Here is a 12,128-nt window from a genome sequence, read left to right on the forward strand (position 1 = left end):
GCGATGACCATCTCTTCCCATACCGCGTGGACCGGCACCGACGCGGCCAGCCGCAGCGGCGCGTTAGACCAGCGCTTTGCGCTCGACGTGCAGGGCGTCGATGCACTGCGGCGCACCGTGCGCACCTCGCCCGAAGAGGGGCTGCAGCAGGTCTCGCGCCAGTTCGAGGCCTTGTTCATGAACATGGTGCTCAAGAGCATGCGCGAGGCGACGCCTTCGAGCGGCCTGCTCGACAGCCAGGACCAGAAGGTCTACTTGTCGATGTTCGACCAGCAGCTCACGCAGAACCTCTCGGGGCGCGGCGTGGGGCTGGCCGAGGCGATGCTGGCGCAGCTGCGGCGGCAATTGCCCTCGGCGGCGCCCGAAGCCGACGAGGGCATCGGCACACGGCCGATGTCGCTGGAGCCGCCCGCCGGCCTGCCGTACGGCCCGCGCGCGGGCATCCCCATCGGCTCGGCGCCCGGCGCGCGCGTGTCGACCGCCGCCGACCTTGGCGTCTATCAAATGAAGAGCGGCCCCTCGCCGGCCGCGAACGCCTCGCTGCAAGGCCAGGTCGATGCGTTCGTGGACCGCATGGGCGCTTCGGCACAGGCGGCCAGCGCCGCCAGCGGCGTGCCCGCGCCGCTGATCCTGGCGCAGGCCGCGCTCGAATCGGGTTGGGGCAAGCGCGAGATCCGCGCCGACGACGGCACGCCCAGCTTCAACCTCTTCGGCATCAAGGCCGACAAGGGCTGGAAGGGCGCCACGGTCGAGACCACCACCACCGAATACATCGACGGCGAGCCGCAGAAGGTGCGCGCGAAGTTCCGCGCCTACGCCTCGTACGAGGAGGCCTTCACCGACTACGCGCGCTTCATCACGCGCAACCCGCGCTACGCGAACGTGCTGGCCACCGCCGACCCGGCGCAGGCCGCGCACGGCCTGCAGCGCGCGGGCTATGCCACCGACCCGAAGTACGGCGAGAAGCTGGTTCGCATCATGCAGAAGTTCGGCTGAGCCCTTCGCACAGCCTGACTGCCCGGACCCGAGAACAACGACACGAGAGGCCCCGAGAGGAGACAAGCGAATGACGATAAAGAACTGGACGATCGGAATGCGGCTGGGCGCCGGCTTTGCGCTGGTGCTGGCGCTGCTGGTGGCCGTGGCGGGCATCGGCGTGCTGCGGCTGCAGGGCGTGGGCGAGGCCACGCAGGACATGGCGTCGCGCACCCTGTCGAAGGAGCGCCTGGCCACGGCCTGGCAGCTGGGCACGGCCACCAACAGCGTGCGCACCTTCTCGCTGCTCAAGAGCGACGACGCGCAGGTGCAGGCCCACCTGCAAAAGCAGATCGCCGCCACCAGCGCCACCATCTCCGAGACGCAGAAGGCGCTCGAGGCGCTGCTCGTGTCGCCGGAAGAGCTGGCGCTGAGCGCCGACATCCAGAAGCGGCGCGGCGAGTACATCGCGCTGCGCCAGCAGATCCTCCAGCTGAAGACCGAAGGCCGCAAGGACGAGGCCACGACGCGCACCGACACGCAGCTGCTGCCGATGCTCGACGGCTACGACGCGGGCATCCGCGCCATGGTGGCGCACCAGCAGAAGCACATCGACAGCACCGCCGCCGCCATCGACGCGCAGTACCGCGCGGGCCTCATCTACATCGTCGCGCTGGCCGTGGCCGCGCTGGCGCTGGGCGCGGTGCTGGCATGGCTGCTCACGCGCAGCATCGCCGATCCGGTGGCCGAGGCGCTGCTGATCGCCGAGACCGTGGCCTCCGGCGACCTGAGCCAGGAGTTCGAGACCGAGCGCGGCGGCGACTTCGGCCGGCTGCTGCGCGGCATGGGCGAGATGGAAGACACGCTCACCGACCTCGTGACGCGCATCAAGGCCTCGACCGATTCGATCGCGGTGGCGTCGCGGCAGATCGCGGCGGGGAACCAGGACCTGTCATCGCGCACGGAAGAGCAGGCGAGTTCGCTGGAGCAGACGGCGGCATCGATGGAAGAGCTGACCTCGACGGTGAAGCAGAACGCGGACAACGCGCGGCAGGCGAACCAGCTAGCGGTGTCGGCTTCGGAAGTGGCCGTCAAGGGTGGGGCGGTCGTGTCGCAGGTCGTGGACACGATGGGGTCGATCAACGCCTCGTCCAGGAAGATCGTGGACATCATCGGCGTGATCGACGGCATCGCGTTCCAGACCAACATCCTTGCGCTGAACGCTGCTGTTGAAGCAGCGCGTGCGGGTGAGCAAGGTCGTGGATTCGCAGTCGTAGCCTCCGAAGTGCGAAGCCTCGCGCAACGTTCCGCAGCAGCCGCCAAGGAAATCAAGACCCTGATCGGCGACTCGGTGGAAAAGGTCGAAGAAGGCAGCAAGCAGGTCGCAGAAGCCGGCCGCACGATGGAAGAGATCGTGGGCAGCGTCAAGCGTGTGACGGACATCATGGGCGAGATCACGGCCGCGAGCCAGGAGCAGACCTCGGGCATCGAACAGATCAACCAGGCGATCACGCAGATGGACCAGGTGACGCAGCAGAACGCGGCGCTGGTCGAGGAAGCCTCGGCTGCTGCGCAGTCGCTGCAGGAGCAGGCGGGCGCCCTGGTCGAGGCTGTGAGCACCTTCAAGCTCGACGCCGACGAAGCCGTCGCGGCCTGAACACCCCGTGTCCACGCACTTCCATCCGAAATCCCTGCGCCGCGTCGGCATGGGCTTCGCCGTATTGCTCCTGCTGCTGGCCGTGGCGCTCTTCCTCGGCTTCCATGTCGGCACCGGCTGCGCCTGGGCGCTTCATGCCGTGTGGGCGTTGGCCGGCGCCGCCGGCCTGACGGGCCTGGGGCTCGCGGGCTTCGCGGCGCATGCGCGGGCCCGTGCAAGTCACCACGACGCCAAGGTGGCCGAGCGGCTGGACCGGGTGTTCCAGCACGTCAACGCCACCGACGCCTGACAGAGAACGCATGCGCCCGCGCCCCGATCCGCACCGATATTCAGAAAAAAGACTCAAGTCTGGCGGCGCGCTGCCGATAACAGGGAGACGGGGTGGCGCAGGCCGCCGTCCCGCCATGCCGTCATGTCATGCCGGTGGCCCGCCGCGCGATGCGGCCACCGTCCCCCGTTATTGAAGGAAGAGAAGCGCAATGAGTTTGAAGGATCTGAAAATCGGCACCCGCCTGGGGCTCGGCTTCGCGGTGTTGCTGCTGCTGATGGCGTTCATTGCGGGCACCGGCGTGCTGCGCCTCACGAACGTGGGCCAGGCCACCGACGAGATGGTGCAGGGCGCGCTGGTCAAGGAGCGGCTGGCGGCCGAATGGCTCAGCCTGCTCAAGTCGAACACGGTGGCCAACTACGCGATGGTCAAGACCACCGACCCCGAGGTGGCGGCCTATTTCGCCAAGCTCCAGGCGGCGGGTTCGGCGCGCATCACGCCGGCGCAAAAGCAGCTGGAAGCCATGCTCGCCACGCCGGAAGAAAAGGCGCTCTATGCCGCGGTGGTCGCGGCGCGCGTGGTCGTGCTCGAGACCGTGGGCACGCTCAACAAGCTCAAAGACGAGAAGAAGATCGACGAAGCCAATGTGCTGGTCGACACCAAGTTCAGCGCGGCGCTCGCCGTCTACGCCGGCGCCGTCGAAAACCTGGCCAACCACCAGCGCGAGAAGATCGACGCCGCCGCCAAGGGCATCGCGGCCGACCACACCGAGGGCCGCACCACGCTGCTCGTGCTGTCGGCCATCGCGCTGGCGGTGGGTGCGCTGTTCGCCTGGCGCCTCACGCTGGGCATCGTGCGCCCGCTGGGCCACGCGCTCGAAGTGGCCGAGACCGTGGCGGCCGGCGATCTGAGCGCGAACATCCGCGTGGACAGCCGCGACGAAGCGGGCCAGCTGATGCAGGCGCTGAAGGACATGAACGCGAATCTCGCCAAGGTGGTGGGTGAAGTGCGCACGGGCACGGAGACGATCGCCACGGCCTCGGGGCAGATCGCTTCGGGCAACCAGGACCTGTCGTCGCGCACGGAAGAGCAGGCGAGTTCGCTGGAGCAGACGGCGGCGTCGATGGAGGAACTGACCTCGACCGTGAAGCAGAACGCGGACAACGCGCGTCAAGCGAACCAGCTGGCCGTCTCTGCTTCGGAAGTCGCGGTGAAGGGTGGGGCGGTCGTGTCGCAGGTCGTAGACACGATGGGCTCGATCAACGCATCGTCCAAGAAGATCGTGGACATCATCGGCGTGATCGACGGCATCGCGTTCCAGACCAACATCCTGGCGTTGAATGCCGCTGTTGAAGCGGCGCGTGCGGGTGAGCAAGGTCGCGGCTTTGCGGTGGTCGCCTCCGAAGTCCGCAGCCTCGCACAGCGCTCTGCCGCAGCCGCGAAGGAAATCAAGACCCTGATCGGCGACTCGGTGGAAAAGGTCGAAGAGGGCAGCAAGCAAGTCGCAGAAGCCGGCCGTACGATGGAAGAGATCGTCGGCAGCGTCAAGCGCGTGACCGACATCATGGGCGAGATCACTGCGGCGAGCCAGGAACAGACCTCCGGCATCGAGCAGATCAACCAGGCGATCACGCAGATGGACCAGGTGACGCAGCAGAACGCGGCGCTGGTCGAAGAGGCTTCGGCGGCCGCGCAGTCGCTGCAGGAGCAGGCGGGCAGCCTGTCGCAGGTCGTCGGCGTGTTCCGCCTCGGCGGCAGCAGCAGCCACGGCAACGCGCTGGCCCTGGCCTGAAGGCGACGCACCGGCCATGCGTGTCAACCTGCCCGTCACCGACATCGAATACGAACTCTCGAAGGAAGAGGCCCTGGTGTCCCGCACCGACCTCAAGGGCCGCATCACCTACGTCAACCCGGCCTTCGTCGCGGCCAGCGGCTTCACGGCCGCCGAACTCCTGGGCAAGGCGCACAACATCGTGCGCCACCCCGACGTGCCGCCCGAAGCCTTCGCCGACCTGTGGCGCACGCTGGACCAGGGCCTGCCCTGGACCGGCCTGATCAAGAACCGGCGCAAGAACGGCGACTTCTACTGGGTGCTCGCCAACGTCACGCCGATCCGTCACCAGGGCCGCGTGGAGGGCTACATGTCCGTGCGCAGCCGCCCCGCGCGCGACGACGTGGCCGCCGCCGATGCGCTCTACCGCCGCATGCGCGAGGGCGAGGCCAAGGGCCTCGAACTGTTGCAGGGCGAGGTGGTGCGCAGCGGCTGGACGCGCCCGCTGGCGCGGCTGCGGCGCATCCCGGTGCGGCGCCGCGTGTTCGGCGTGACCGTCGCAGCGGCTGCACTGTCCGCGGGCCTGGGCGCGATGGGCTGGATGGAAGCGTCCCGCCTGGCCGCTGCGTCCGGCGCGCACAGCTGGCTGCCCACCGCCGTGGCAGCGGGCAGCCTCGGCGCCGCGCTGGCCTGGCTGGGCCTCGGTGCGTTCCTCGGGCGCACGGTGTTCCGTCCGCTCGACGAGGCCATCGAGGTCGCGCGCACCATCGCCGGTGGCGACCTCGTGCGCTTCACGGTGCGGCCGGGCGACGAGATCGCGGGGCTGCTGCGCGCGCTGAACCAGATGAGCGCCAACCTCTTCGCGATCGTCGCGGACGTGGGTGCGAACGTCGCGGGCGTGATGTCGGCGTCGAGCCAGATCGCCTCGGGCAACGAAGACCTGTCCTCGCGCACCGAGCAGCAGGCCAGCTCGCTGGAGCAGACGGCCGCGTCGATGGAAGAACTGACCTCGACCGTGAAGCAGAACGCGGACAACGCCCTGCAGGCGAACCAGCTGGCCGTTTCCGCTTCGGAAGTGGCGGTGAAGGGCGGCGCGGTGGTCTCGCAGGTCGTGGACACGATGGGCTCGATCAACGCTTCGTCGAAAAAGATCGTCGACATCATCGGCGTGATCGACGGCATCGCGTTCCAGACCAACATCCTGGCGCTGAACGCGGCCGTGGAAGCCGCCCGCGCGGGCGAGCAGGGCAAGGGCTTCGCCGTGGTCGCGTCGGAAGTGCGCAGCCTGGCGCAGCGCTCGGCCGCGGCTGCGAAAGAAATCAAGACCCTCATCGGCGACTCGGTGGAGAAGGTCGAAGAAGGCAGCAAGCAGGTGGCCGAGGCCGGCCGCACCATGCAGGAGATCGTCGGCAGCGTGAAGCGCGTGACCGACATCATGGGCGAGATCACGACGGCGAGCCAGGAGCAGACCTCGGGCATCGAGCAGATCAACCAGGCCATCGCACAGATGGACCAGGTGACGCAGCAGAACGCCGCGCTGGTCGAAGAGGCTTCGGCCACGGCGCAGTCGCTGCAAGAACAGGCGGAGGGCCTGGTCAGGGCCGCAGGGGTATTCAGGACCGGGGCGGGCGAGGGTGCCGGCGCCCGGGATGCGTATTGAACGAGGAGAAGAACACATGTTGAACAACACCAGAGACACCACATCGCCGCGATCGAATGGCGCGGCGCCGTCCGCATCCGCCGTGGCCAACCGCTTGGAGGTCGTGACCTTCAAGCTCGGCGACGAGGAATACGGCATCGACATCCAGAAGGTGCAGGAGCTGCGCGGCTACGACGCCGTGACGCGCATCGCGAACGCGCCGGACTACATCAAGGGCGTGGTCAACCTGCGCGGCATCATCGTGCCGATCATCGACATGCGCATCAAGTTCGAGCTGGGCGCACCCACCTACGACCAGTTCACGGTGGTGATCGTGCTGAACATCGCGGGCCGCGTGGTGGGCATGGTGGTGGACAGCGTGTCCGACGTGATCACGCTCACGGCCGAGCAGATCAAGCCGGCGCCCGAGATGGGCTCGGTGCTCGACACCGACTACCTGATCGGCCTGGGCACGCTGGACGAACGCATGCTGATCCTGGTGGACATCGACCGGCTGATGTCCAGCGAAGAAATGGGCCTCATCGAAGCCGCCGCCACCGTTTGAGGACCACCCCATGACATTCTTTTCGAACCTTCGCATCGGCACCCGCCTGACCCTTGCCTTCGCCATCGTGCTGGGGCTGACGCTCATCTCCAGCGCGGTGGGGCTGATGTCGGCGCACAGGAACGCCGAAGCCACGCGCATCATGATGCAGAGCCCGCTGGCCAAGGAGCGGCTCATTTCCGACTGGTACGTGCTGACCTACTCGGCCATCGCGCGCACCTCGATGATCGCGCGCACCACCGACGAGGCGCTGCCGATGCTCTTCGCCGACGTGATCTCCGAGAGTGTGAAGAAGGGCAGCGAGACCATGGCCAAGGTCGAGGCGCTGCTGGTCACCGACGAAGAAAAATCGACCTACAAGTCCATCGTCGAGCTGCGCGCCAAGTACCAGGCCGCCAAGGACGAGGTGACCCGCGCCAAGGCCAGCGGCAACACGGTCGAGACCGTGCGCGCCTACCAGCTGTCGTTCCAGCCGGCCGCCAAGGCGTACGAGAACCGCGTGCTCGAACTGCTGGCCATCGAGCGCCGCGCCATCGACGACATGAGCCACGCCATCGACGCGGCGAATGCGAAGAGCTTCAACCTGCGGCTGCTGCTGACGGCGCTCACGGTGCTGCTGGGCGGCCTGTTCGCCTTCTTCATCTCGCGCAGCATCGTGCGCCCGCTGGCCAAGGCCGTGGGCGTGGCCGAGACGGTGGCCGCCGGCGACCTGAGCGCGAACATCCGCGTGGACAGCCGCGACGAGACGGGCCAGCTGATGCAGGCGCTGAAGGACATGAACGCCAACCTGGCGAAGGTGGTGGGCGAGGTGCGCACGGGCACGGAGACCATTGCCACGGCCTCGGGGCAGATCGCCTCGGGCAACCAGGACCTGTCGTCGCGTACCGAGGAGCAAGCCAGCTCGCTGGAGCAGACGGCGGCATCGATGGAAGAGCTGACTTCGACGGTGAAGCAGAACGCGGACAACGCGCGGCAAGCCAATCAATTGGCGGTGTCGGCCTCTGAGGTCGCCGTCAAGGGTGGCGCGGTCGTGTCGCAGGTGGTGGACACGATGGGCTCGATCAACGCCTCGTCGAAAAAGATCGTCGACATCATCGGCGTGATCGACGGCATCGCGTTCCAGACCAACATCCTGGCGCTGAACGCTGCTGTGGAAGCTGCGCGTGCCGGCGAACAAGGCCGAGGCTTTGCCGTGGTCGCCTCCGAAGTTCGCAGCTTGGCTCAACGCTCCGCAGCCGCCGCCAAGGAAATCAAGACCCTGATCGGTGACTCGGTAGAAAAGGTCGAAGAAGGCAGCAAGCAGGTCGCAGAAGCCGGCCGCACGATGGAAGAGATCGTGGGCAGTGTGAAGCGCGTGACGGACATCATGGGCGAGATCACGGCCGCAAGCCAGGAGCAGACCTCGGGCATCGAGCAGATCAACCAGGCGATCACGCAGATGGACCAGGTGACGCAGCAGAACGCGGCGCTGGTCGAAGAGGCCTCGGCAGCCGCGCAGTCGCTGCAGGAGCAGGCCGGCGCCCTGGTGCAGGCCGTGAGCGTCTTCAAGCTCGACGCGAACGCGGTCGCGACGACCCGCGCCAGCTTCACGCGCATCACGCCGATTCCCAAGCCGCCGAAGCCGGCGCCCAAGCCGCGCGCCAAGGCGCTGCCCACGCGCCGCGAACCGAGTGGCGCACCGCAGCTCGCCATGGCCGGCGACGCCAAGGGCGACTGGTCGGAGTTCTGAGCCAGGCGCAATGACACCGCGCGCCCTCAACTTCGGGCGGGCGCTGCCGATAACCATGGGGAGGCATCGCGCGATGCCGCTCCCCCACACCCCTTTGACAGGTAAAGCCTTATGTCCGGAAGCATGTTCTACACAGGTCTGAGCGGCCTCGCGGTCGCCCGCACCGCGCTGATGACCACGGCCCACAACACCGCCAACGTGTACACGGCCGGTTACAGCCGCCAGATCGCGCAGATCGCCTCCTCGGGCGGCATTGCCAGCGGCTCGGGCTTCATCGGCTCGGGCGCCAACGTGACGACCGTGTCGCGCAGCTACGACCGCTACCTCACGGCGCAGCTGGCCACCGCGCAGTCGCAGTCGGCCGCGCTGGCCACCAACGGCGTGCAGGTCAACCGCATCGACCAGCTGCTGGCCGACAAGACCTCGGGCATCGCGCCGCTGATGCAGAGCTTCTTCACCAGCGTGCAGGGCGTGGCCAACACGCCGGCCGACCCGGCGGCGCGCCAGCAGATGATCAGCGCGGCGCAGTCGCTGGCCAGCAAGTTCCGCGCGACCGACCAGTACCTGTCGGACCTGAACACCTCGGTCAACGAGCAGATCGTGGGCAGCGTGAGCCAGATCAACACCTACGCCGCCAAGATCGCCAGCCTGAACCAGCAGATCAGCCAGATGAGCGCCGTGGCCGGCGACCAGGCGCCCAACGACCTGCTCGACCAGCGCGACCAGCTCGTGAGCGAGCTGAGCCAGGTGGTCGACGTGCGCGTGCTGCAGCAGGACGACGGCAAGTACAACGTGTTCATCGCCACCGGCCAGTCGCTGGTGGTGGGCGACCATGCCTCGAAGATGGCGGCGGTGACGTCGTCGGCCGACCCCACGCGCCAGGTGGTGGCGCTGTCGGGCTTTGCCGGCAACACCGTCGAGCTGGACGACAGCGCCTTCACCGGTGGCGTGCTCGGCGGCCTCATGGCCTTCCGCAAGGACACGCTGATCCCCACGCAGAACGCCATCGGCCGGCTCGCCATGTCGGTGGCCGACGCGGTGAACGCGCAGCACAAGCTGGGCGTGGACCTGAACGGCGCGCTGGGCCAGAACTTCTTCTCGCAGGCCGTGCCGGGCACCATCGCCAACGCCGGCAACGCGGGCAACCTCGAGCTCGGCGCCACGCTGACCGATGCGTCCAAGCTCACCACGAGCGACTACAACGTGAGCGTCACCGACGTGGGGGGCACGCTCACCTACACGGTCACGCGGCTCTCGGACAAGACGCCGATGGGCAGCTTCACCACCTTCCCGATCAGCTTCGACGGCGTGAGCCTCACGGCCGCGAGCGGCACGGCGCAGGCCGGCGATTCGTTCCTGGTGCAGCCCACGCGCACCGGCGCGCGCGACCTCGAGGTGCTGGTGCGCGACCCGGCCAAGGTGGCCGCCGCCTCGCCCGTGATCACCGGCAACACCGCAGGCAACAAGGGCAGCGGCGCGCTGGGCGCGGCCAGCGTCGATGCCGCCTACCCGGGCTCGCCGCTGGCCGGCAACGTCACGCTGAGCTTCAACGCGGGCACCGGTACGCTGTCGGGCTTTCCGGCCGGCTCGGCCGTGACTGTCACGCTGGCCAACGGCACCGCCACCAGCTACCCGGCCGGCACGCCCGTGCCGTACACGGCCGGCGCGAAGATGAGCTTCGACGGCATCACCGTGGCCATGACCGGCGCGCCCGCGCAGGGCGACACCTTCACCATCGGCAAGAACACCGGCGGCGTCTCCGACGGCGGCAATGCGCTGCTGCTGGGCGCGCTGCAGCGCAAGACCACCATGTCGAACGGCACCGCGACCTTCAACGGCGCCTACTCGCAACTGGTGAGCGATGTCGGCAACCGCGCCATGTCGATCAAGGTGGCCGCCGTCACGCAGGACAGCGTGACCGGCCAGATCAAGGCCAGCCAGCGCGCGATTTCCGGCGTGGTGCAGGACGAGGAAACCGGCAACCTGCTGATGTTCCAGCAGATGTACCAGGCCAACGCCAAGGTGATCCAGACCGCCTCGGCCATGTTCGACGCCATCCTCGGCATCCGCAGCTGAACCCTTTTGTACAGATTCCAGGACCCGCGATGCGCATCAGCACCCAATCCTTCTACGAACAGAGCCTGCAGTCGATGGGCCTGCAGCAGCAGAAGCTGTTCAAGGTCCAGCAGCAGCTGGCGACCAACTCCAAGTTCCTGACGGCCGGCGACGACCCGGTGGGCGCGGCGCGCGCGCTGGGCGTGAGCCAGACGCTGGCGGAGGGCGCCCAGTTCACCACCAGCCGCCAGCGCGCGGCACTGGCGCTGTCGACCGAAGAGAACGCGCTCAATTCGGTGACGGCCATCTTGCAGAACGTGAAGACGCTGGTCGTGCAGGCCGGCGGCGGCGGCCTCTCGGACGCCGACCGCGCCTCGCTCGCCACCGCTATCCAGAGCAGCCTGGAGCAGCTCGTGGGCGTGGCCAACAGCGACAACGGCAGCGGCCAGTACCTGTTCGCCGGCTTCAAGAGCGGCAGCCCGCCCTTCGTGATGGCTGCCGGCGGCGGTGTGCAGTACGTGGGCGACCAGGGCGAGCGGCTGATGCAGATCGACGTGGCGCGCCAGATGTCGACCTCGGACGATGGCCGCAGCATCTTCCAGTCGGTGCAGGGCGGTGCGGGCTATGTGACCTCGGGCTCACCTGCCAACACCGGCTCGGGCGTGTTCGGCGCGGTGAGCATCACCGATGCCACCGCACCGAACTACGGCAAGGACTTCACCATCCGCTTCACCGGCACCGACTACACGGTGATGACCAAGGACACGCCGCCCGTGGTGGCCGCGAGCGGCCCGTTCACCGTCGGCACCCCGATCTCGTTCGGCGGCGTGCAGATCGCCATCAGCGGCACGCCGGCCAACGGCGACAGCTTCGACGTGTCGACCGCGCAGAACGCCGGCACCGACATCTTCGCGGCCCTGGGCGAGCTGGTGAGCGCGCTGCGCGCACCGCTCAACGGCGGCGGCGCGGCGGCCCAGGCGCAGCTGCGCAACGCCTTGAGCACCGCCAACGTGAAGGTCACGAACGCGCACGACAACGTGCTCACGGTGCTGTCGTCGGTGGGCTCGCGCCAGGTCGAGCTGCAGGCGCTCGACAGCGCGGGTGCGATGAACAAGCTGCAGGAAGAAAGCTACCTGTCGTCTATCGAGGACCTCGATCCGTACACGGCGATTTCCGAGTTCTATCAGCGGCAGTCGTCGCTGCAGGCGACGCAGATGACGTTTGCCAAGTTGAACAGCATTTCGCTTTTCAACTACCTGTGAGGGTGGGGGGCGCTACTTGCTCTCTGCTGGCCATTTGATGAGGCCGAGCCGGTCGTTGCGATGGACGGGGAAAAATGCGCTGCCGGGTTGCTATCGGCCGACGGCTGACGGCCGCGAATGGCTGCTTTCAGGCGCTACTCCCAGATTGACTTGCATCGCGCCACCATGCGGCGATGTCAATTCGAGGTCCGCCTCTAGGTTAATGCA

At 67.8% G+C, this 12,128-nt stretch carries 9 protein-coding genes; all 9 read left to right on the forward strand.

The annotated features are described in order from the left end of the window. Window positions 1-3 precede the first annotated feature (3 nt). The 9 genes from flgJ (at window position 4) to flgL (ending at window position 11,921) form a co-directional block, all read left to right on the forward strand. Window positions 4-996, forward strand: coding sequence for a flagellar assembly peptidoglycan hydrolase FlgJ (flgJ, locus tag ACAM42_RS08725; RefSeq protein ID WP_369631747.1), 993 nt, complete (start codon window positions 4-6; stop codon window positions 994-996). Between the two features lie 70 nt (window positions 997-1,066). Beyond that, window positions 1,067-2,632 carry a methyl-accepting chemotaxis protein gene (locus ACAM42_RS08730; protein WP_369631748.1) on the forward strand — a complete coding sequence of 522 codons (1,566 nt, stop codon included), beginning with the start codon at window positions 1,067-1,069 and terminating at the stop codon, window positions 2,630-2,632. A gap of 7 nt (window positions 2,633-2,639) precedes the next feature. Beyond that, complete coding sequence (locus ACAM42_RS08735; RefSeq protein ID WP_369631749.1) at window positions 2,640-2,921, forward strand: hypothetical protein; 282 nt, start codon at window positions 2,640-2,642, stop codon at window positions 2,919-2,921. A gap of 190 nt (window positions 2,922-3,111) precedes the next feature. Continuing rightward, window positions 3,112-4,692: a methyl-accepting chemotaxis protein gene (locus ACAM42_RS08740; protein ID WP_369631750.1), complete on the forward strand. Its 1,581-nt coding sequence runs from the start codon at window positions 3,112-3,114 to the stop codon at window positions 4,690-4,692. Window positions 4,693-4,708: 16 nt separating this feature from the next. Further along, on the forward strand, window positions 4,709-6,331 hold the full coding sequence (locus tag ACAM42_RS08745; protein WP_369631751.1) for a methyl-accepting chemotaxis protein: 1,623 nt from the start codon (window positions 4,709-4,711) through the stop codon (window positions 6,329-6,331). A 16-nt stretch (window positions 6,332-6,347) separates the two neighbouring features. After that, window positions 6,348-6,875 (forward strand): chemotaxis protein CheW, encoded by a 528-nt coding sequence (locus ACAM42_RS08750; protein WP_235926749.1) that lies wholly within the window; start codon window positions 6,348-6,350, stop codon window positions 6,873-6,875. 10 nt (window positions 6,876-6,885) lie between these two features. Continuing rightward, window positions 6,886-8,604 carry a methyl-accepting chemotaxis protein gene (locus ACAM42_RS08755; RefSeq protein ID WP_369631752.1) on the forward strand — a complete coding sequence of 573 codons (1,719 nt, stop codon included), beginning with the start codon at window positions 6,886-6,888 and terminating at the stop codon, window positions 8,602-8,604. A gap of 111 nt (window positions 8,605-8,715) precedes the next feature. Then, window positions 8,716-10,680, forward strand: a complete 1,965-nt coding sequence (gene flgK / locus ACAM42_RS08760; RefSeq protein ID WP_369631753.1) for a flagellar hook-associated protein FlgK — start codon at window positions 8,716-8,718, stop codon at window positions 10,678-10,680. Window positions 10,681-10,709: 29 nt separating this feature from the next. Further along, the gene (gene flgL / locus ACAM42_RS08765; RefSeq protein ID WP_369631754.1) at window positions 10,710-11,921 is read left to right on the forward strand and encodes a flagellar hook-associated protein FlgL; all 1,212 of its coding nucleotides are present in this window, start codon (window positions 10,710-10,712) and stop codon (window positions 11,919-11,921) included. Window positions 11,922-12,128: the final 207 nt, after the last annotated feature.

It is taken from the genome of Variovorax sp. V35 (assembly GCF_041154465.1).
Classification (GTDB): Bacteria; Pseudomonadota; Gammaproteobacteria; order Burkholderiales; family Burkholderiaceae_C; genus Variovorax; species Variovorax boronicumulans.